Annotated in this window: 23 protein-coding genes; 10 read left to right on the forward strand and 13 right to left on the reverse strand. The window is 65.0% G+C overall.

Annotation, left to right across the window (positions count from 1 at the left end):
• Positions 1-11: 11 nt before the first annotated feature.
• Genes lptA through PCA31118_RS08800 form a run of 4 tightly spaced genes read right to left on the reverse strand, consistent with a single transcriptional unit; the run spans position 12 to position 3,006 of the window.
• Complete coding sequence (lptA, locus tag PCA31118_RS08785) at positions 12-716, reverse strand: lipopolysaccharide transport periplasmic protein LptA (protein WP_150624837.1); 705 nt, start codon at positions 714-716, stop codon at positions 12-14.
• On the reverse strand, positions 713-1,435 hold the full coding sequence (gene lptC, locus PCA31118_RS08790) for an LPS export ABC transporter periplasmic protein LptC (protein ID WP_150624838.1): 723 nt from the start codon (positions 1,433-1,435) through the stop codon (positions 713-715). Before lptC ends, lptA begins: the two co-directional genes overlap by 4 nt.
• Before the next feature lie 24 nt (positions 1,436-1,459).
• Positions 1,460-2,014 (reverse strand): KdsC family phosphatase, encoded by a 555-nt coding sequence (locus PCA31118_RS08795; protein WP_150624839.1) that lies wholly within the window; start codon positions 2,012-2,014, stop codon positions 1,460-1,462.
• 11 nt (positions 2,015-2,025) lie between these two features.
• Entirely contained in the window at positions 2,026-3,006 is a 981-nt protein-coding gene (locus PCA31118_RS08800) for a KpsF/GutQ family sugar-phosphate isomerase (protein WP_150624840.1), read from the reverse strand.
• A gap of 199 nt (positions 3,007-3,205) precedes the next feature.
• On the opposite strand from PCA31118_RS08800, the gene PCA31118_RS08805 reads away from it, so the two are divergent.
• The 7 genes from PCA31118_RS08805 to phnE all read left to right on the forward strand — a co-directional run bounded on the left by PCA31118_RS08805 (position 3,206) and on the right by phnE (position 10,883).
• Entirely contained in the window at positions 3,206-5,188 is a 1,983-nt protein-coding gene (locus tag PCA31118_RS08805; protein ID WP_150624841.1) for a monovalent cation:proton antiporter family protein, read from the forward strand.
• Between the two features lie 215 nt (positions 5,189-5,403).
• On the forward strand, positions 5,404-5,955 hold the full coding sequence (locus PCA31118_RS08810) for an adenine phosphoribosyltransferase (protein ID WP_150624842.1): 552 nt from the start codon (positions 5,404-5,406) through the stop codon (positions 5,953-5,955).
• 79 nt (positions 5,956-6,034) lie between these two features.
• Positions 6,035-6,649 (forward strand): LysE family translocator, encoded by a 615-nt coding sequence (locus tag PCA31118_RS08815; RefSeq protein ID WP_150624843.1) that lies wholly within the window; start codon positions 6,035-6,037, stop codon positions 6,647-6,649.
• 44 nt (positions 6,650-6,693) lie between these two features.
• Positions 6,694-7,449, forward strand: coding sequence for a DeoR/GlpR family DNA-binding transcription regulator (locus tag PCA31118_RS08820; RefSeq protein WP_069340321.1), 756 nt, complete (start codon positions 6,694-6,696; stop codon positions 7,447-7,449).
• Between the two features lie 508 nt (positions 7,450-7,957).
• Entirely contained in the window at positions 7,958-8,827 is an 870-nt protein-coding gene (phnC, locus tag PCA31118_RS08825; protein WP_150624844.1) for a phosphonate ABC transporter ATP-binding protein, read from the forward strand.
• 58 nt (positions 8,828-8,885) lie between these two features.
• Positions 8,886-9,854: a phosphonate ABC transporter substrate-binding protein gene (phnD, locus tag PCA31118_RS08830; protein WP_150624845.1), complete on the forward strand. Its 969-nt coding sequence runs from the start codon at positions 8,886-8,888 to the stop codon at positions 9,852-9,854.
• 222 nt (positions 9,855-10,076) lie between these two features.
• On the forward strand, positions 10,077-10,883 hold the full coding sequence (gene phnE, locus PCA31118_RS08835) for a phosphonate ABC transporter, permease protein PhnE (RefSeq protein ID WP_150624846.1): 807 nt from the start codon (positions 10,077-10,079) through the stop codon (positions 10,881-10,883).
• A gap of 149 nt (positions 10,884-11,032) precedes the next feature.
• Here phnE and PCA31118_RS08840 read toward each other — a convergent pair whose 3' ends face one another.
• The 7 genes from PCA31118_RS08840 to phnG all read right to left on the reverse strand — a co-directional run bounded on the left by PCA31118_RS08840 (position 11,033) and on the right by phnG (position 17,243).
• Positions 11,033-12,184, reverse strand: coding sequence for an alpha-D-ribose 1-methylphosphonate 5-triphosphate diphosphatase (locus PCA31118_RS08840; RefSeq protein WP_150624847.1), 1,152 nt, complete (start codon positions 12,182-12,184; stop codon positions 11,033-11,035).
• An 11-nt stretch (positions 12,185-12,195) separates the two neighbouring features.
• Complete coding sequence (gene phnL, locus PCA31118_RS08845; RefSeq protein ID WP_246190171.1) at positions 12,196-12,900, reverse strand: phosphonate C-P lyase system protein PhnL; 705 nt, start codon at positions 12,898-12,900, stop codon at positions 12,196-12,198.
• Positions 12,901-12,980: 80 nt separating this feature from the next.
• On the reverse strand, positions 12,981-13,844 hold the full coding sequence (phnK, locus tag PCA31118_RS08850) for a phosphonate C-P lyase system protein PhnK (RefSeq protein ID WP_246190140.1): 864 nt from the start codon (positions 13,842-13,844) through the stop codon (positions 12,981-12,983).
• Positions 13,841-14,797, reverse strand: coding sequence for an alpha-D-ribose 1-methylphosphonate 5-phosphate C-P-lyase PhnJ (locus tag PCA31118_RS08855; protein WP_150624849.1), 957 nt, complete (start codon positions 14,795-14,797; stop codon positions 13,841-13,843). Before PCA31118_RS08855 ends, phnK begins: the two co-directional genes overlap by 4 nt.
• Positions 14,794-16,116, reverse strand: a complete 1,323-nt coding sequence (locus PCA31118_RS08860; RefSeq protein WP_150624850.1) for a carbon-phosphorus lyase complex subunit — start codon at positions 16,114-16,116, stop codon at positions 14,794-14,796. Before PCA31118_RS08860 ends, PCA31118_RS08855 begins: the two co-directional genes overlap by 4 nt.
• Positions 16,116-16,751 carry a phosphonate C-P lyase system protein PhnH gene (gene phnH, locus PCA31118_RS08865; RefSeq protein ID WP_150624851.1) on the reverse strand — a complete coding sequence of 212 codons (636 nt, stop codon included), beginning with the start codon at positions 16,749-16,751 and terminating at the stop codon, positions 16,116-16,118. Before phnH ends, PCA31118_RS08860 begins: the two co-directional genes overlap by 1 nt.
• Positions 16,752-17,243, reverse strand: a complete 492-nt coding sequence (gene phnG / locus PCA31118_RS08870) for a phosphonate C-P lyase system protein PhnG (RefSeq protein WP_150624852.1) — start codon at positions 17,241-17,243, stop codon at positions 16,752-16,754. It abuts the gene before it with no gap.
• Positions 17,244-17,336: 93 nt separating this feature from the next.
• On the opposite strand from phnG, the gene phnF reads away from it, so the two are divergent.
• From phnF to phnN, 3 genes are read left to right on the forward strand one after another with little or no spacing between them, the layout of a single operon-like run.
• Complete coding sequence (gene phnF, locus PCA31118_RS08875) at positions 17,337-18,098, forward strand: phosphonate metabolism transcriptional regulator PhnF (RefSeq protein ID WP_150624853.1); 762 nt, start codon at positions 17,337-17,339, stop codon at positions 18,096-18,098.
• Positions 18,095-18,880, forward strand: a complete 786-nt coding sequence (locus PCA31118_RS08880; protein WP_246190141.1) for a DUF1045 domain-containing protein — start codon at positions 18,095-18,097, stop codon at positions 18,878-18,880. Before phnF ends, PCA31118_RS08880 begins: the two co-directional genes overlap by 4 nt.
• The gene (gene phnN, locus PCA31118_RS08885; protein ID WP_150624854.1) at positions 18,877-19,458 is read left to right on the forward strand and encodes a phosphonate metabolism protein/1,5-bisphosphokinase (PRPP-forming) PhnN; all 582 of its coding nucleotides are present in this window, start codon (positions 18,877-18,879) and stop codon (positions 19,456-19,458) included. The genes PCA31118_RS08880 and phnN overlap by 4 nt, the downstream gene beginning before the upstream one ends.
• Before the next feature lie 63 nt (positions 19,459-19,521).
• Here phnN and PCA31118_RS08890 read toward each other — a convergent pair whose 3' ends face one another.
• Entirely contained in the window at positions 19,522-20,079 is a 558-nt protein-coding gene (locus tag PCA31118_RS08890) for a TetR/AcrR family transcriptional regulator (protein WP_150624855.1), read from the reverse strand.
• Entirely contained in the window at positions 20,076-20,612 is a 537-nt protein-coding gene (locus tag PCA31118_RS08895; RefSeq protein ID WP_150624856.1) for a dihydrofolate reductase family protein, read from the reverse strand. The genes PCA31118_RS08890 and PCA31118_RS08895 overlap by 4 nt, the downstream gene beginning before the upstream one ends.
• Positions 20,613-20,868 lie beyond the last annotated feature (256 nt).

The following is a 20,868-nucleotide window of genomic DNA, read 5'->3' on the forward strand; positions in this document are numbered from 1 at the left end:
TGTTGGCAGAATTACTCACGCGGATTCCCGATGTTCTTGGAAGGCGACAACGGCGGCAAATCCCCCTTGGGGGCGGCGGCCGGCTTGCTCGCACCGGGCGGCGTTGCCTGCGCGCCGGTGGCGTTGCGCGGGGCGAGCGTTGCACGCACGCGCCCGTTCGGATTGTTGGGGTTGACCTGATCGGCCCCGCTGTTGGCGGTGTAGACCTCATTGTAGGTGTCGTACGTGATCACGCTGCCGTGAATCTCGTCGAGCACCTTCGTGCCGCCGGCCAGGCGCTTGAGCGTGGCCTGCGTCGTGAGCGTGGCGACTTCGGTCTTGCCGTTGTAATAGATGGTCTGGCCCCAGCCATCGATGTATTCGTCGACGCCGTCGCGCTTCTGGCGCATGTAGGCGAGCGGGCCGCCCGGCTTGTAATACGCCGTCGCGTACTGGTAGCCCTCCGGGTCCTGAGTCACTTCGACGCGGTCGGCCTTGAGGAGAATCGTCCCCTTGGTCATCGTCACGTTGCCCGTGAAGATGTTGACCTGCTTGAGGTCGTCGTAGCTCATGTGATCCGACTCGATATTGAGCGGCTTGTCGCGGTCCGCGCGTTCGGCGTGGGCGAGCGGGGCGGCCAGCGCGCCGAGCACGGCGAAGGCGGCGGCCAGGGCACGCAGGGCGCGCAGGGCGCGCAGCGATAGGGATGCGGGTCGCAGGTGAAGGCGATCGGTCATGGGGTCTTGGAGCCCTGTTTGGTCGGAGATGGCGCGCCGGGCGCGCTCGGCGAGTTCGTCGTGTTCGGTGCTGTCGGTGCGGCAGGCGCTTTCGGCGCGGCGGACTGGCCCGCCGACGGCGGACGTTGGCCGCCCAGCTCCGCCGGCTGGATCGTGCCGTGGACATTGCCGAGCAATTGTACGGCGCGCGAGATGTTATTGAAAATCATGCCGTCGCCATACATGACGGAGGCGCCGCGAAAGAGCTGCACGGGCTTCTCGGTACGCACGATGTCCTCGTTCACGAGCACCTGAAAGTGCTCCGAGAGGGCGCGCATTTCCGGATCTCGCGGTCCCGGCTGGCGCACCACGACCGCGTCGTCGTACAGATCGACGACGGACATGTCGGCGTTGAGCGTGCCGCGCTTGCTCGTGGCGGTCACCTCCGGCTGGTCCGGTGTGAACGCGCGCACGGCGGGCATCGTCATGGCCGTCGTCTGGTCGTCTTCGAAATGCGTCATGTGAACGGAATTGACGCGGTACTGCGTGGTGCCGTTCGGCGACAGCATGGAGATCACCATGTCGTCGGCGTAGTAATCGGGGATGTGCTGCTTCACGTACGGCGCGCGATCGGCGTCCGACGGCAGCGTGCGTTGCACGAGCCAGTACGTGCCTGCCGCCAGACCCGCCAGGACGGCGATGGCGATCAGCGAAGACGGAGAGACGCGTTGAATGGCCATGTGTGGATCGGCTCCCTCGTCGCGTCAGGCAAGGGCTTCGGCGAGCAGGGCGTCGTAACGCCCTTGCGCACGCAGGATGAAGTCGCACATCTCGCGCACGGCGCCTTCGCCGCCGCGCAGGTGCGCGATCCAATGGCAGCGCGCCTTCACTTCGGCGTGCGCGTTGGCCGGGCAGGCAGCGAAGCCGACACGCGTGAGTACCGGCAAATCGGGCCAGTCGTCGCCGATATGACCGCACACATCGGCCGTGACGGACACTTTGGCGCACAGGTCTTCAAATGCGGCGCGCTTGTCCTGCACCCCCTGGTACACGTGGGCGACGCGCAGGTCCGCAGCGCGTTTGGCCACGATGTCCGACTGGCGTCCGGTGATGATGGCCGTCACGATGCCCGCCTCGGCGAGCAACTTCAGGCCATGGCCGTCGAGCGAATCGAAGGTCTTGACGATTTCGCCCGTCGGGCCGTAACGCAAGCCGCCATCGGTGAGTACACCGTCGACGTCGAACACCATGACACGCAGGCGGGCAGCACGCTCGTTGGCGGCAGCTGCGTCGAAGGGGGCAATGCTGGAATGACTCATGGGTGCGGGACTCACACGACCTTGGCGGCGAACAGATCGTGGACATTGAGCGCACCGACGAGGCGGTCGTTTTCGGTCACGAGCAATTGCGTGATGCCGAAGCGCTCCATCAGTTCGGCGGCTTCGGCAGCCAGATGATCGGGGCCGATCGTGCGCGGGCCGGCCTTCATGACATCGGCCAGTTTCAGCGAAGTGAAATCGAGCGTACGCTTGAACAGGCGGCGCAGATCGCCGTCGGTAAAGATGCCCACGACGCGATCGTCGGCGTCCACGATGGCCGTCATGCCGAGGCCCTTGGCGGTCATCTCGATCAGTGCATCGGAGAGGCTGGCGTCTGAGCTCACGCGGGGAATGGCGTCGCCGGTGCGCATCACGTCGCGCACGAAGGTCAGCAGACGCCGACCGAGCGCGCCGCCCGGATGCGAGCGGGCGAAGTCTTCGGCGCCGAAACCGCGCGCATCGAGCAGCGTGACGGCCAGCGCATCGCCGAGGGCGAGGGCCGCCGTGGTGCTGGCCGTAGGTGCGAGCCCCAGCGGGCAGGCTTCCTTTTCAACGTGCGCATCGAGGTGCACGTCGGACAGACGGCCCAGGCTGGAGGCGGCGTTGCCGGTCATGGCGATGAGCTTCGCGCCAATGCGCTTGATCATCGGCAGAATGCTCACCAACTCGCCGGTCTCGCCGGAGTTGGACAGGGCAACGACGACGTCGTCGGCGGTGATCATGCCCAAATCGCCATGGCTGGCTTCCGCCGGGTGAACGAAGAAGGCGGGGGTGCCGGTGCTGGCGAACGTGGCGGCGAGTTTGCGGCCGATATGACCCGACTTGCCCATCCCGGTGACGACCACTCTGCCCTTGCAGGCGAGCAGCAGCGAGACCGCTTCGAAGAAGCTGTCGTCGAGGTGCGCTGACACGCGTTCGATGGCGTCGGCTTCAGTGCGCAACACCTCCCGGGCGACCTCTAGTGCCCGGCCTGGATTGATTTTCGCTATCATGCGCGGAGTATATCAAAACGGACGTGGCCTCGAAGGACAGCCGCGCCACGCCTGGCCCCGCGCCTTTCGGGACATCGCCTGAAGCGTTCCGGTTTCCGTCCCCCGGCCTGCGCCCGGACGTAATCTGGCATGGCCCTTGCATGACACCTGCAAGACAACGCATCTCGCCGACCCTGTTTCAGGAAACCGACCTTACCCGATGGCATCGCCGCTCGAACTCACTCTCGTTCTGTTATTCGCCGCCTGCATCGGGGTGGTGCTGTTTCGCATGCTCCATCTGCCGCCGATGCTGGGTTATCTCAGTGTGGGCATCGTCATCGGCCCGCACGCGCTTGGTCTGGCGTCCGATTCGCAACGCGTGCAGTACCTCGCGGAGTTCGGCGTCGTCTTCCTGATGTTCTCGATCGGGATCGAGTTTTCCTTGCCGAAGCTCAAGAGCATGCGGCGAGTCGTGCTCGGACTTGGCGTTTCGCAGGTATTGGGAACGTTGCTCGTCGCCGTCGGGCTGGGCGCGCTCGTCAATCTGTTCTGGTCATTTTCCTGGCAGGCCTCGGTCGCGCTGGGCGGCGCACTGGCCATGTCCTCGACGGCCATCGTCACGAAGATGCTGGCCGAGCGGCTCGAACTCGAGACCGAACACGGACGCAACATCATGGGCGTGCTGCTGTTCCAGGATCTGGCGGTCGTGCCGTTGCTGATCGTGATTTCCGCACTCGGCGGCAACTCGAAGGCGCTGGTGCTGGCGCTCTCGCTCGCCGCCCTGAAAATCACGGGTGCGCTCGCGTTGCTGTTGTGGCTGGGGCAGAAGCTGGTCGGACGCTGGTTCCACATCGTTGCCGCGCGTCGCTCGCAAGAGCTCTTCATGCTCAACCTGCTGCTGCTGACGCTCGGGCTGGCCTACGTCACCGAGCATCTGGGCCTTTCCATGGCGCTGGGTGCGTTCATCGCGGGCATGCTGATCGCCGAGACACCGTATCGCCATCAGGTGGAAGACGACATCAAGCCGTTTCGCGACGTGCTCCTCGGCCTGTTCTTCATCACCACGGGCATGCTGCTCAATCCGGGCATCGTGCTCAAGCAGCCGCTGCTCGTGCTGCTGTTCTTCGTCGGCCCACTCGTGGTCAAATTCACGCTCATTGCCGGTCTGGCCCGCCTGTTCGGCAGTCCGCCGGGCACGGCGATCCGCACTGGTCTGGGGCTGGCCCAGGCGGGCGAATTCGGTTTCGTGCTGCTCAATCTGGTGATCGACCGCAACCTGCTCGACCCGTCGCTGTCGCAGGCGGTGCTCGCCGGCATGCTGCTCTCCATGCTGTGTGCGCCGTTCCTGATCATCAACGCCGATCGCATCGCGCTGCGCTTCGTGGCCAACGAATGGATGATGCAGTCTTTGCAGATGACGAAAATCGCCACGCAGAGCATCAAGACTTCGGGGCACGTCATCATTTGCGGATACGGCCGATGCGGGCAGAACCTGGCGCGCATGCTCGAACAGGAAGGCATCGGTTACGTGGCGCTCGACCTCGACCCCGACCGGGTGATGGAGGCGGCGAGCTCGGGAGAGACCGTAGTGTTCGGCGATGCGGCCCGGCGCGAGGCGCTGGTGGCCGCCGGGATTCACCGGGCCGCCGGGATCGTGGTGACATACGACAGCACGCCGGCGGCGCTCAAGGTGCTGGCGCAGGTGCAGGCGCTGGAGCCGACATTGCCCGTCGTCGTGCGCACCGTGGACGACACGCATATCGACGACCTGATCGCCGCGGGGGCGACCGAGGTCGTGCCGGAGATCGTGGAGGGCAGTCTGATGCTGGCCTCGCATGCCCTGGTGCTCATGGGGGTGCCGATGCGCCGCGTGTTGCGTCGCGTGGCGCAGGCCCGCAACGAGCGCTACAGCCTGTTGCGCGGCTACTTCCACGGGATCGACGACGAGGACGAAGGCGGCGAGCGCGAGCAGGTGCGTCTGCAATCGGTGCCGCTCACGCTCAACGCCGATGCCGTCGGCCGCACGCTGGGCGAGTTGCGACTCGACAAGCTGGGCGTGACCGTGACCGCGATCCGCCGGCATGGCATCCGGGGCGTGGAGCCGGTGGCGGAGACCCGTCTGATGGCCGAGGACATCGTCGTGCTGCGCGGATTGCCCGACAAGCTCGTCGAGGCCGAGATGCGGTTGCTGGGACGCGAGTAGGGCGGTAGGGCGGGACGGGGACGGCAATCGGGCGGAAAGCGGGCGGAAAGCGGGCAGAAAGCGGGCAGAAAGCGGGCAGAAAGCGGGCAGCACTCGGGCGGACAGCGCGCGGAAATCGGGGCGTCGCCAATGGACTTGCCCGACGCGCAGGGGCCGGCCGGGCCTTTTTGGCATAATGTGGCGTGTTCCCTATCAGTACCCCACGAAGGATCCCCGTGCAGATCGACGAGTCCCCTGCCGCCTATATCAAGAGCCAGATCCGCACTGTCCCGGACTGGCCCGCGCCCGGCGTGCAGTTTCGCGACATCACGCCGTTGCTCAAGAACCCGCGCACGTTGCGCGTGCTCATCGATGTGTTTGTGCATCGCTACATGGCGCAGCGCCCCGACTACATTGCCGGTCTCGACGCCCGAGGCTTCATTCTCGGCTCGATCCTCGCGTATGAACTGAATATCGGATTCATCCCCATTCGCAAGAAGGGCAAGCTTCCGTATCAGACGGTCGCGGAAGAGTACGAGCTGGAGTACGGCAGCGCCACGGTCGAGATTCACGCCGACGCCTGCGGGCCCGGCGATCGCGTGTTGCTCATCGACGATCTGGTCGCCACGGGCGGCACGATGCTCGCGGGCAAGAAACTGCTGGAGCGACTGGGGGCCACCGTCATCGAAGGTGCGGCCATCGTCGACTTGCCGGAGCTTGGCGGTTCGCGTCTGATTCGCGATGCCGGTCTGGATCTGTTCCTGCTTTGCTCTTTCGAAGGTCATTGAGCCTGGCTGCGCGCCGCACGCATTCCCGCCGGTATCGTCGATTGACGACCACCGGCGATTTTCCGAACCGGATATCCCGATGCCCAATCTCTGGCTGTTTCTGCTGACTTCGGTCGCGATCACGCTCGCGCCGGGACCCGACAACATGCAGGTCATTGCGCGCGGCATCGCGCAGGGGCGTCGCGCGGGGCTGGCTGCTGCGGCAGGCTTCACTTTCGGCTGCCTCTTCCATACGACGATTGCCGCGGTCGGTCTCGCCGCCGTGTTGCGCTCTTCGCCCTGGGCGTTCGAGACGATCAAGCTGGCCGGCGCGGCGTATCTCATCTGGATCGGCATCAAGGCCCTGCGCGCCCGTGGGGCGCTCGCTCTCGCGAACGACGCCACGCCGCAACCGCTGGGCGTCGTGTTCCGTCAGAGCGTGTTCGCCAACATGCTCAACCCGAAGGTCACGCTGTTTTTCCTCGTGTTTCTCCCGCAGTTCGTCAGCGCGAATGCGGCGCATCCGGGCTGGCAGATGTTGCTGCTCGGCCTCGTGTTCATGGCGCAGACCATCGTCGTGTTCAGCGCGTACGGCTGGTTCGCAGGCGTGCTGGGCACGTGGCTCAAGCGTCGGCCCGGCACCGGGCGCTGGCTCGACCGCGTGGCCGGGGCGATCTTCATCGGCCTGGGGTTGCGCGTCGCGCTTCAGGGGTGAGCGCTTCGCCAGAAAATTCGTAGTCCAACTGATATTGTCCGATCATGCTCGCCGAACAACGCCAACAATACGTGCTCGAACAACTCGCCAAGACCGGCGCGCTCGCGATCAGCGACCTGGTGCGGGAACTGGGTGTCTCGCGCGAGACCGTGCGCCGCGACCTCAACACACTCGCCGCGCGCGGGTTGCTGCTCATGACGCACGGGGGAGCGCTGGCGGCCGATCGCAGCGAACCCGACTGGACGCTGCGCGAGAACGTCAATGCCGTGGGCAAACGCGCCATCGGCGTGCGCGCTGCGGAACTGGTGCCGGACGGTGCCTCGGTGATCATCGATTACGGCACGACGACGCGCGCGGTGGCTCAGGCGCTGCTCTCCAAGCATCGCCTGCGCATCTACACGAACGACTGGCAGATCGCGCGTTTGCTCGGCCGTCATCACGATAACCGGGTGACGCTGCTCGGCGGCGAGTTGCAGGACAACGAAGACGCGGTACAGGGGTGGGACGCCATCAACCAGATCGCGCAGTATCACGCGGACTTCGCCTTCATCGGCGTGGGCGGGGTGACCGAAGACGGTGGCATTACCGACTTCAACCGTGCCGCCGCCGAGTTGCGTGCGCGCATGCTGCTGTGTGCGAACGTTTCCGCCGTGGTGGCGGACCATACCAAGTTCGGACGTGTGACGCCCGTGCGCATCCGCCACTTCGAGGCCGCGCGCTATCTCATCAGCGACGCCGCGCCGCACAAGAGCATGCTCGCGCAGTTGCGCGCACGCGGCCCGGAACTGCTGATCGCCTGACGCTGCCGATCCCCGATCCAATGCCGTATTCGGCGCCTCGCCATGAGGCGCCACAGCACGCCACACGTCGCCACGGCGGTGGCGGCCCTCACAAACGCACACGCCGTCCACGCCGTTGCGCGCGTCTTGCGCCACGGCCTTTGTCGTCGCTTTGCGTGCCGATGCGCTTTCGCCCGGACGCCGAAAAGATGTAGACAAAGTGGCGCTCGACCCTCGCGAGCGTCGTCGCGCGCCCCCGCTTCATTCAACCGTCACCCCCACGTCACAACGCCGCCGCCTGCGCCGATACCATCGCCAAATCGTTGACCCGACAGGGGTTTTCGTCGCTTCGGAAAAAGCTGATCGATTGTCACCGTGTTGTCATCCAGTCTTTTTAGACTGCGTTCACTTTTGGCACAAATTGCCACAAAACAGCTAGTCGAGCGATGCGAGCGACGCCGTCCCGTGACGGAATGGCGCAAGTGACGATGCATCGGGACCGACCGGCGAACTGACTGACAGGTGAACCGTGGACGAAGCGATTCGAATCGAGCGACTGACCAAGACGTTCGGCAATGGGCGGCGAGCCCTCGACGAAGTGGCGCTCAAGGTCATGCCGGGCGAAATGGTCGCCCTGATCGGTGCGTCGGGTTCAGGCAAATCGACCCTCATGCGTCACATCGCCGGCTTCGTGGCGGCCGATTCGCAGCCGGGCAGCATCGAGATTCTCGGTCGTCCGATTCAGCGCGACGGTCGCATCGTGCGAGAGGTCCGACAGATTCGTCGCGACATCGGCTTCGTCTTCCAGCAGTTCAACCTCGTGGGCCGTCTGCCGGTCATCACCAACGTGCTGACGGGCTTGCTCGCCCGAGTGCCGTTGTGGCGCAGCCTGATGTTTCGCTTCACCTCCGCCGAGCGCCAGGCGGCGCTCGCGGCACTCGCCGAAGTCGGCATCGCCGACCTCGCATTCCAGCGCGCCAGCACGCTCTCGGGCGGTCAGCAGCAACGTGCGGCGTTGGCCCGCACGCTCGTGCAGGGTGCCAGGATCATTCTCGCAGACGAACCGATCGCCTCGCTCGATCCGGAGTCGGCGCGCAAGGTGATGGACATGCTCGCGCGCATGAATCGCGATCACAAGCTCACGGTCGTGGTCTCGCTGCATCAGGTGGATGTCGCCATGCGCTACTGCGTGCGCACGGTGGCGTTGCATCAGGGGCGTGTGGTGTACGACGGCCCGTCCTCGGCGCTGACACCGGACCTGCTTCGCCGTCTGTACGGCGTTCAGGCGAGCGAATTGCTCAACGAAAACACCGACGCACCGGGAGGCGAGACCGCAGACGCCAGGCCCACGCAGGCCGAGGCGCCGTTCCTCACGTCGATGTCGCTCAGCCTTACGTAATTCACCTACGTCTCACCTAAGCCTGAAACAGGCCTTAACTGACCAGGAGCTTGCTCTCATGAAACTGTGGAAATCCCTGCTGGCCGGCGCGGCCATGATCGCCTCGGTCGCGGCGGTACACGCGCAGGAAATCAATTTCGGCATCATCTCGACCGACTCCAGCGCTGCGCTGCGCCAGCGCTGGCAGCCGCTGATCGACGACATGGAGAAGCAAACGGGTCTGAAGGTGACGCCATTCTTCGCCACCGATTACGCCGGCGTGATCGAGGGCATGCGCTTCAACAAGGTCCAGCTGGCATGGATGGGCAACAAGGGCGCCATGGAGGCCGTGGACCGCTCGCAGGGCGAAGTCTTCGCGAAGATCATGTACGCCGATGGCACCGAAGGCTACTACTCGCTGCTGATCTCGAACGCATCGAGCCCCTACAAGACGCTCGACGACGTGATCAAGAACGGCAAGAAGATCAACTTCGGGCTGGGCGATCCGACTTCGACGTCGGGCACGCTGGTGCCGGGCTACTACGTGTTCGCGAAGAACAACATCGACCCGCGCACGTACTTCAAGACGGCGCGCAGCTCGAACCACGGCGCCAACCTGATGGCGGTCATCAACAATCAGGTGGACGTTGCGACCAACAACACCGAAGAGCTGAACAAGCTCGAAGCGACGCAGCCGGAGAAGGCCAAGCTCGTTCACGTGATCTGGAAGTCGCCGCTGATCCCGTCGGACCCGCTGCTGTGGCGCAAGGACCTGCCGGACGGCACGAAGAAGAAGATTCGCGACTTCTTCCTCGCTTACGGCAAGGATGCCCACGAGAAGGAAGTGCTGAAGAACATCTACAACTACGGCGGCTTCCGTGCGTCGTCCGATGCTCAGCTTCTCCCGATCCGTCAGCTCGAACTGTTCAAGCAAAAAGTGCAGCTTGAGCAGGACGCCAACGTCGACGCCGCCAAGAAGAAGACGCAACTGGCCGACCTCGACGGCAAGCTGGCTGCGCTCGACAAAGAGCTGAACAAAACGAAGTAAGCCATTCCCGGGCGCTTCGAGGCGTGACGACGCGCCTCGGGGCGTCGAAGCGCACTGCCTTTCGGTCGTTGGTGCGGCACGTGCGCAGCCGTGTTCGCATGCGGCCCGGCATCAGATTCAAACGGCGGCGAACCCGGTATGGGGCGCCGACTTCTTTGTGGTTCGAAATTTCGCCGGTTCGGGCGCAGTGGCGTCTGACCGGAATGACTCGTGGTCCTCGACATGAACACCAGCGCATCCATTACTGCCAGCGGCCGCCTGCCGGGCGAGCCGCCCAAACGCTCGTGGCTTTCCCTGATCGGTTGGGCGATTTTCTTTCTCGTGCTGGTGTGGTCCTGGAGCGGCGCCGACATGCGTCCGCTCGACTTGATTCGCGATTCCGGCAACATGAGCCAGTTCGCGCACGACTTTTTCCCGCCGGACTTTCGCGACTGGCGTGTGTACGTCCACGAAATGATCGTGACGATTCACATTGCCGTATGGGGCACGGTGCTTGCGGTGCTGTGCTCGATTCCGATGGGGCTGCTCTCGGCGTCGAACATGGTGCCGGCGTGGGTATATCAGCCGGTGCGTCGCGTGATGGACGCCTGCCGCGCGATCAACGAAATGGTATTCGCCATGCTCTTCATCGTCGCGGTGGGGCTTGGTCCGTTCGCGGGGGTGCTGGCCCTGTGGGTGCATACGACGGGTACGCTTTCGAAGCTGTTCGCCGAAGCCGTCGAGGCGATCGATCCGCGTCCGGTCGAAGGCGTGCGAGCCACGGGCGCTCGCGCCATCGACGAGATCCTGTACGGCGTGCTGCCGCAGGTCATGCCGCTGTGGATCTCGTACACGCTGTACCGCTTCGAGTCGAACGTGCGTTCCGCGTCGGTGGTCGGCATGGTCGGCGCGGGCGGTATCGGCGTGGTGCTCTACGAAGTGATTCGCAGCTTCCAGTACGCGCAGACGTGCGCCGTCATGGTGATCATGGTCATCGTCGTGACGTGTATCGACGTCTTCTCTGCGCGCGTGCGCAAAATGGTGATCTGACGAACCGAATGCAGGCGTGGCCGCTGTCGCTGTGTGGAAAAGAGAAAAGGGCGCTTAGGCGCCCTTTTCGCGTTGCACGTGAGACCGAAATGCTGCGCTGTGCCGCTGTCGTACTCAGCCGCTCAGCCACCACTCAAGCGCTCAAGCGCTCAAGCGATCCGCTGACCCGCCATATACGTTGCACGCGGAATTGGCGGCATGCCGGGACGCACGGCCACGCGTACCAAATCGGCACGCAGCCCCGGCTTGATCCCACCGCGATCCGTCAGACCGGCGGACTGCGCCGGATTCCACGACACCGTACGCATCGCCTTCGATAACGTCCAGCCGCAATCGGCGTGATCGTTGTGCAACTGAAACGCCGCTTGCAGCAGGCTCGCGGGCACATAGTCCGACGACAGGATGTCGAGCACGTCTTCACGCGCCAGTTCCGCCGCCGCCACGTTGCCGGAGTGCGAGCCGCCACGCACCACGTTCGGTGCGCCCATGATCACGCCGATCGATTTCCGATGCGCGGCACGTGCAGCGACGAGCGTCGTCGGAAATTCGGACAGCGCCACACCGTCGCGCTGCGCTTCTTCCACGTGTTCGAGCGACGTGTCGTCGTGACTCGCCAGCGGCAAGCCGCGCTCGCGGCTCATCTCGACGATGCTGCGCCGATGCGGTACTGCATATTTCTCCTGCTGCGCCTTGAGATCGGCCAGCATCGCGTTCCACTGCGCATCGGGCACCTTGCCGTTGCGTTCATGATATTGACGGTGCAGCACCGGGTCGTGCCACTGGCGCTGGCCCGGCGTGTGATCCATGACCGACACGAGACGCAGCAGCGGGTGATCGCACATGTCGGCGAACGTGTCGGCGGCATCCTGCGTGGCAACCTCGCAGCGCAGATGCAGAAAGTGGTCTGCGCGCAACAGTCCGGCGGCAATCGTGTCGAGAAGTGCCTGACCGCACTCGGCCTGAAGTTTTCGGCTGCGCAGCCCGGACGCATCGCGCTCGCCGATCACCAGCGAGTCGAAGACGGTCGTGATGCCGGCGGCGGCGACCTGCGCGTCGTGAATCGCAAAGGCGGCGTGCGTGTTCCAGTAGACCCCGGGGCGCGGCGCGAGGTGCTTTTCCAGATTGTCGGTATGCAACTCGACCAGTCCGGGCACCAGATAGTCGCCTTCCCAGTCGAGCGCCCCGGCGGCCTGTGTGGCGCCTTCCTCCACGGCGTGGATGAGACCCTCGCGCACTTCGACCACACCGGTGAAGGTGGTGTCGGGGGTGACGATGCGAGCGTTCTTGATAAGCATGGACAAACTCCGGCGGTTCAATGAGCGGGTCGAAGCACGGGGCGCATGGCGAGCGTGCGCGTCGCCACTTCGTCGCGGGTCGCCTCGTCGTGGAAGATGCCGACGATGGCGCTTCCCGCGACACGCGCTTCGGAAATCAGTTGCGAGACCACCGCGCGGTTCTGCGCGTCGAGCGATGCGGTCGGCTCGTCGAGCAGCAACACCGGCGCGGCGGCAATCAGCCCGCGTGCGATGTTGATCCGCTGTTGCTCGCCGCCCGAGAACGTCGCGGGCGCAAGCGCCCAGAGGCGTTCGGGAATGTTCAGTCGCGCGAGCAGATCGCGCGCACGCGCGGTGGCGTGCGTCTCGCCGACCCCCAGTCGACGCAGCGGCTCGGCCACGATGTCCAGCGTGCGCACGCGCGGAATGACGCGCAGGAACTGGCTCACATAACCGAGCGTCGTGCGACGCACCGACAGCACCTCACGCGCTGTTGCCCGTGTGAGGTCAACCCAGCGTTCGCCATGACCGGCATCGTGACGAATCTCGATGCGTCCTTCGCCCGCCAGGTAGTTGCCATACAGGCAGCGCAGCAACGTGCTCTTGCCCGACCCGGACGGGCCCACGAGCGCCACGCATTCGCCGCGACGCACGGTCAGATCGACACCTTCGAGCGCCGGAATGGCCGCACCGTCCTGCGCGTGCAGACGGAAGGTCTTGTGCAGTCCCTGCGCGCGCAGCATGACGCCGTCTTCCCGGGTGCAGAGCGTGAGCGCCGCACCGCCGAAGGCCGGGTCGAACGCAGTGAGATGAGTTCCGGAGTTCATACGGGCAGCACCGAAGAAACGAGCAATTGCGTATACGGATGTTGGGGATCGTCGAGGACCTGATCTGTGAGGCCGGCTTCGACCACGCGCCCGGCCTGCATCACGATCAGACGGTGCGCGATCAGACGCGCCACACCGATATCGTGCGTGACGATGATGGCGGCAAGATGAAGGCGCTCGACCAGCGAGCGCAGCAGGTCGAGCAGCCGGGCCTGCACAGACACGTCGAGACCGGCCGTCGGCTCGTCCATGAAGACCAGACGCGGCTCGGTCACCAGATTGCGTGCGATTTGCAGACGCTGCTGCATACCGCCGGAGAATGCGCCCGGCATCTCGTCCACCCGGCCCGGATCGAGTTCGACCTGCGCCATCCAGTGACGCGCCTTGTTCCGGATCTCGCCGAAGTGACGCGCACCCACGGCCATCAGCCGGTCGCCGATGTTGCCGCCCGCCGACACGTTCATGCGCAGGCCGTCGCGCGGATTCTGTTCGACGAACCCCCACTCGGTGCGCAGCAAACGACGCTTGTGCGCTTCGTCCAGCGCGCGCAGGTCGAGCAGCGCGCCATCGGCGCCGCGATAGTGGAGCGAACCGGCATCGATCTCGTGACGCAGCGCCAGCGCACCCAGCAGCGTTGACTTTCCCGAGCCGGATTCGCCGACGACGCAGATCACTTCGCCCGGCCAGAGATCGAACGTGACATCGGCGCAGCCGATGCGATCGCCGTAGGACTTCGAGAGGCCCGCCACGCGCAGCAGCGGTTCGTCCGGTTCGTCCGGTTCGTCCGGTACGTTCGGCTCGTCCGGCTCAGCATTGGCGCGAAGTGCTGCGTTCGTGGCCCTGTTCGTCATCGTGTTCATACGCGCTCCTTCGGTGCTCGCGGCGACGATTGATCCGATTGCGGCGTGCGCGCCACGTCGGCCATGGTTGCCGAGGACCGCTCGCCGCAGTAATCGCTGTCGGAGCAGACGTACATGCGCGTGCCTTCGTCGTCCGTGATGACCTCGTCGAGGAAACTGTCGGTCGCGAGGCAAATGGCGCAATGCGCGTCCCATTTCTGAATGGCGAACGGGTGATCGTCGAAGTCGAGGCTCTCGACCGACGTGTAGGGCGGGATCGCGTAAAGACGTCGCTCCCGTCCCGCGCCGAAGAGTTGCAGTGCGGGGTTCATGTGCATCTTGGGGTTGTCGAACTTCGGAATCGGCGACGGCGACATCAGATAGCGTCCGTTCACGATCACCGGGTAGTCGTAGGTCGTGGCGATCGCGCCGTGCCGCACGATGTCTTCATACAGACGCACGCGCATGAGACCGTACTCACCCAGGGCATGGAGTTTTCGCGACTCGTGGATGCGCGGTTCGAGGCGAAACATCGGCTCGGGCATGGGCACCTGATAGACGAGGATCTGCCCTTCGGTCAGCGAGGTTTCCGGAATGCGGTGACGGGTCTGGATGACGGTGGCCTGCGACGTCTTCATCGTGGTGGCGACACCGGCCGTGCGCGCGAAGAAGCGGCGAATGTTCACCGCGTTGGTCGTGTCGTCTGCGCCCTGATCGATGACCTTGAGCGTGTCGTCGGCCCCGATCACCGCAGCGCTGACCTGAATGCCGCCCGTGCCCCAGCCATACGGCAGCGGCATCTCGCGACTGCCGAACGGCACCTGATAGCCGGGAATCGCCACGGCCTTGAGCAGACTGCGCCGGATCATGCGCTTGGTGTGTTCGTCGAGGAAGGCAAAGTTGTAGCCGTGCGCCGTGGCGCTTGCCGGCGCGGACGGTGGCGTCGTGCTTTGCGAGACGGCGGCGTCGCTCATGCGGCCTCCTGAGTGTTCTGAACCATGGGCGAGGTGGCGCCGGCTTCGGCGGGTGTGCCGTACTTCGCGGCGTGCTCGGCGCGCAGGCGGCGCACCAGTTCCAGTTCGGCCTGAAAGTCGACGTAATGAGGCAACTTCAGGTGCTGCACGAAGCCCGAGGCCTCGACGTTATCGCTGTGATACAGCACGAATTCCTGTTGCTGCGCAGGCGAGTTCGCTTCGTCGCCCAACTCGTTCGTGCGCAGTGCGCGGTCCACCAGCGACATGGCCATGGCCTTGCGTTCGTTGTGGCCGAACGTCAGGCCGTAGCCTTGCGTGAACTGCGGCGGTGTCTCCCGGTTGCCGCCGAATTGCGTAACCATCTGGCACTCCGTCACGGCGATCTCGCCGATGTCGATGGCGAAGCCGAGTTCCTCCGGTTCGATTTCGATCGACACCTGACCGAGACGGATTTCGCCGGCGAACGGGTGATCGTTGCCATAGCCGCGCTGCGTGGAGTAACCCAGCGCCAGCAGAAAGCCTTCATCCCCGCGGGCGAGGTTTTGCAGGCGCGCAGTGCGCGACGCCGGCGTGAAGAGCGGCGAATGCACGAGGTCATGCGGCTCTGGATCGCTGCCGTCAGTGCCGTCATCGATGAGCGTGTCGGTGCGGCCGTCGCCATGAAGCGCTTCGAGAAGCCCGTCGCGCTTCATGATGTCGGTCACGCGCGTGGTGACGGCAATGGGCGGCACGCCGGGGATAGCGTCGGGGATAACGTTGAGGGCAGCGTTGGGGGCAGCGTTGGCGATATGCGGCATCTCAGGCATCGCTGCGGGCATGGGCGAACTGCCGTCCGTGCGTGGCGCGCGGGTGGCCTTCGCGACGCTGGCGTTCGGGATCTCGCCCGGAAGCGTTGCGCCGCACGTCTCACCTTCGGCCAGCAAGGCAAAGTCGAGCAGGCGCTGCGTGTAGTCGTATGTCGCGCCCAGCACCTGCCCGCCGGGCACGTCCTTAAACGTGGCGGAGATGCGGCGCGACAAACGCATCGACGCCGTATCGATGGGCCTGGTGGTGCCCAGCCGCGGCAGGGTCGTGCGATACGCGCGCAGCAGGAAGATGGCTTCGACGAGATCGCCCGCCGCCTGCTTGATCGCCAGCGCCGCGAGCGTTTCGTCATACAGCGCGCCTTCGCTCATTACGCGGGCGACGGCCAGACGCATCTGTTCGCGAATCTGCGTCACGCTCAGCGCGGGGACATCGGGATTGCCACGTCGTGCCTTGGCGAGCAGATCCCAGGATTGTTCGATGGCGCGCTCGCCACCTTTGACTGCGACGTACATCAGCAAACCTCCACGTACGTAGTGCGCGGCACGCCCAGCACGATATCGCCCGAGGTGATCAGCAGGTCGAGACCGGCGGGAAAGCGCGGCGCCAGTGCGGCGCGTGCATGCCAGAAGTCGGCATCCAGACCGCCGACGGTGACGTCCGCATGCGTTTTGACGCCCGGGCCCCGCAGTCGAAGACGAAGTCCCGCGTCGATTGCGTGGCCTTCGGCGAGCGTGGGCACATCGACGATCAGCGTGGCGCTGTGCTCCGGCGATTCGGCCGTGCCGAAGGCGAAGCGCGTCAGCGCGGGGCAGCGGGCGGGATCGGTGAGCAGGGCGAATTGCGCGTTCGCCAGCGCGCTCTCGCCGCTGAGCAGCGGCGCGCCCGTGTGAAAGCGAAGTGCGCTCGACACCTCTGCGAGCGGGACTTGCAGCCATACGGATGTGGTCGCGTCGGCCAGCGCGAGCAGGGTGGCACGCGCGGCAATGCTGGCTTCGTCGCTCGGGGCGAGTCGCGGGCCAACGCTTCGCAGGCGGCCGGGACGCGCGAGGGCGTCGAGCACAGCGCGGAACACGCCTTGCGAGTCATGGACGGCGTCGTCGAAGCCGGGTTGCAGTGTCGACCAGTCGGGCATCGGTGCGCTCAACATTCAAGCCTCCCTGACCATGGTGAAGAACTCGACGCGGCTCGCGGCCGTGTCGGCGTCGTTTTGCGCTGCGGTGGCCGCCAGACGCTGTGAAATGGCGGTGAGCGCGCCGGCGGCGAGCACGGCGCGGTGTTGCGGCATCTGCATGAGCGCGTCCAGACGTGCGACGCGTACCGCGCGCTCGGCATCGCGTCCCAGCACGTAACCCGTGCCAACCACGCCGTCCTGCTGGCGCAGCGTGCAGCGCGTGACGGTCGTCTCGCCAAGATTGAAACGATCCCCGCTGCCGCCCACGCGGCCCTGCACCATTACCAGACCGGTCTGCGGCGCACGCAACCAGATGAACTCGGGGGCGGTGGGGCAACAGGCGATGGCGTTGTCAAGTTCGTCGCGCGTTGCGCGGGCAAGCAACGCCAGCCACTTTGCGCGGTCGACCTGCGCCTGCCGGGCGGTGCTGCCCTCGTCGCACGTGGCGTCGGAAGTTTTGATTGGCATAATTGTCTAGTCGTATAGACGTGTGTATGATCGCAGTGCTTGCAGAGAGGTATGGCTCGCGATCTCATTACAACTTTGCGGGGTGTCAATTTGATGACAGCACAACTCGAACGAGGCAGCGGCGTGGCCGTGTGGCGGCAGATCGCGCAGATTCTCGCCACCGAAATCGGTGAGCGGCGTTATGGCGAGGGATTGCCGGACGATCGTTTGCCGAGCGAGACGGAGCTTGCCCTTCGATTCGGCGTGAATCGTCATACCGTGCGTCGGGCCATTCTGGGGCTTGCCGAGCAGGGGCTCGTGAACGTCGAACACGGTCGCGGCACGTTCGTGCAGGCGGCGGCCATCGGGTATGTGATCGGGCGCCGCACACGCTTTACCGAGAACCTGACGCAGAACCATCTGAAGACGGCGCAGCAGATCGTTTCAGCGCACAAGGTCAAAGCGGAAGGCAGCGTCGCGCAGGCGCTGGGCTTGCGTGCCGGTGCGTCCGTGTACCGGCTGGAGCTGGTGCGTCGCAGTCTCGACCCGAAGGGCATCGAACTGCCCCTGGCCTACAGCGAGAACTGGTTTCCGGCGACGCGCTTTCCCGACTTCCCGGAAGTTTTCGAACGACACGACACCATCAGCGCGGCGCTCGCCGTCTTCGGTGTGACGGATTACACGCGCCGCGAGAGTCGTATCGGCGCGCGTTTGCCCGATGGCGACATTGCGCGCCACCTCGGCATCAATCGTCAGCAGCCGGTGCTGAGTGTGGAGAGCACCGATGTGGACGAGGCGGGCAAACCGATCAAGTACGGCGTCGCCTATTTCCCGGCGGATCGCATGCAACTCGTGGTGCAGGGAGACACGCCATGACCGGCGCGGCGAATGAAGCGATGCCACATGCGCTCGATCTTCGCGTTGCGCGTTTCGCGATTTACTATGCGCCGCCCGCCGGCTCGTGCTGGTGGAACGAAGGCAGTCGCTGGCTGGGGCGTGACGCGCTTGCCCGGCGTGAGCTGAGTGCGCCGAATGTGCCGGGATTGTCGCGTTCGTTGTCCGCGTTGACGGCCGACCCTCGTCGCTATGGTTTGCATGCGACGCTCAAGGCGCCGATGCGACTGGCGCCGCAGCGGCGATTGCGCGACCTGACGGACATCGCGGAAGCGGTGGCCGCGCGTCACACCTCGTTCGATCTCGCGGTGCAGGCGGACGTGATTGGCGCGGACAATGGCGAGCGGGCGGGTTTCGTCGCATTGCGCCCTCGGACCGGCTCGGCGGGCAACATCGCAAGCGACGCAGCAAACACTGCGGCGATCAACGCGCTTGCCGCGGATTGTGTCGAAGCTTTCGACGTTTTGCGAGCGCCGCTCGACGACGCCGACATGGCGAAGCGTCAGCCGGCGTCGCTGACATCCCGGCAACGCGAGCGGCTCGCCCAATGGGGCTACCCCTATGTGTTCGACGAATTCCGTTTTCACGTGACGTTGTCCGATCGGGTCGACAGGGCAGACGCACGCGTCATGATCGACTGGTGGCAGCCGCGGGCGCAGGCGCTCGGTCCGATGCGCGTCGACAGTCTCGCGATCTTCGTCCAGCCGACGCCTGACGAGCCCTTTCATGTCTTCGCGCGTTTCGCTTTTGGAAAAGCCGCATGAATCACGCACGTCTGTATTACGTGATGGGACCGTCCGGCGCGGGCAAGGACTCGTTGCTCGCCTATGCCCGACGGCAACTCGATCGTATGCCACCCGGCGGTGTGCCGGTGTTGTTCGCGCATCGTTACATCACGCGAGCGCCGAGCGACGGCGAGAACCACGTTGCGCTGACACACGAGGCGTTCGCGTTACGGCATTCGCTCGGATGTTTCGCGCTCGACTGGCACAGTCACGATTGCCGTTATGGCATCGGTGTGGAGATCGATGCGTGGATGGCGGCGGGCGCGAATGTCGTCGTGAACGGCTCGCGCGCGTTTCTATCGCAGGTGGTCGAGCGCTACGGGGAGCGTCTGCATCTCGTGGAGATTCGCGTCGATCCGGAAGTGCGCGCGAGGCGTCTTGCCAATCGGGGACGCGAAACGGGGGCGGCGTTGGACAAGCGCGTCACCCATCATGTCGAATGGACGCCGCCGCAAGGCATTCCCCTCACCGTCATCGACAACGATGGCGCCCTCGAAGTGGCGGGCGATCGACTGGTCGCTTTGCTGGGGGCACAGGGTGGCACAAGGGGACGCTAGAGCATCCGCGTAGACGGCAGGCACGCGGTGGGCGACCCGTCGTCGTCTGCCGAGCCTGACCGTCTACCATGCCAGACCATCGAGCAGACAATCGAGCGCGCGTCGATAGGCGGTGTCGTCGGGCGATGTCGTCGGGTGGTGGGTGCCGTCGCCGCATGAGGGAAGTCCGCTGCCGTGCGCGTGGTCGATCAGGATGTCTCGCCATAGCTCGGGTTGCGGCGTCACGGTTTGCAACAGCGCGGTGAGCCGGTCCGTGATCTCGCGCGTGACGCCGGCGAACGCGGCGGGTGTCGCAAAGATGGCGAGGGTGAGTTGCGGATGGCGGCGCACGGCGTCGTGATAGCGGATCAATATCTCGCGGATGTCTTCGCGGCGTGTTCGATGGGCCTCGATGCCCTTGAGCACCTTCGCATAAACCTCATCCGACAAAGCGCGCAGCAATCCGGCATGGTCCTCGACATGGTGATAAAGACTCATCGGCGTGACACCGAGCCGTCCGGCGAGCGCACGCATGCTCAATCCCTGTCCTCCCCGTTCGTCAAGCAGCGCGAGCGCCGCGTGCAGAATCATCTCGCGCGTGACGCCCGTTCCCTGCGCGGGTCTGCCGCGAGGGCGGCTCATGCAACGACCCGGTAGGTGGACTGCACCAGTCCGGACGCAAAGTGCCGGCTTCCGATCAGTTGCAGGTCGATGTCCCTCGTGAGCGCGCCGAAAAGCGGTTTTCCCTCACCGATGAGCAGCGGCACCGTCGTCACGACGAGGTCGGCGATCAGCCCGTCGCGCAGGAAAGACTGGATCACCTGACCGCCGTCGACATAAACCCGCTTCACATTTTCGGCCGCCAGCGCCTGCAGCAGGGCGCGAGGAGACAGATCGGAAAAGCGCACCTTGCCCTTGAGCGTGTCGGGCACCGGCGTGTGCGCCAGTCGTTTGGACAGGACCGTTACGGGCAGCGGATACGTCCACGGTCCCATCGCCAGCACCTTCTCGTAGGTGCCGCGTCCCATCACGATCGCGTCCTTGTCGGCGATGAACGCCGTGTAGCCGTGATCTTCCGTGGGGTCGTCCCGTTGCAGCAACCAATCGATGTCTCCATCGGGTCGGGCGATATAGCCATCGAGGCTGGTGGCAATGAAAACGTGGGCTGTCGTCATGGCGTGATTCGCTAATATTTATACGCCGTATATTTTTACGCATGACCATGCGAAACGCAAGTTGCGGCACAAATGGCGGCCCCACCCGACGGGCGGTACTGCGAACGGCTCCGCACCAACTGATTCAACAACCGACGCGACCGGTGTGGCGATATGTGTTGTAATGTTGCAAATTATTGCAATTGTGGCGAAATTTGCGTAGTCTCGCCTCATCGCCCACGACATTGCCCGGCGTTGACCGGTGCGAGCCTTCCGG

It is taken from the genome of Pandoraea captiosa (assembly GCF_902459775.1).
GTDB lineage: Bacteria > Pseudomonadota > Gammaproteobacteria > Burkholderiales > Burkholderiaceae > Pandoraea > Pandoraea captiosa.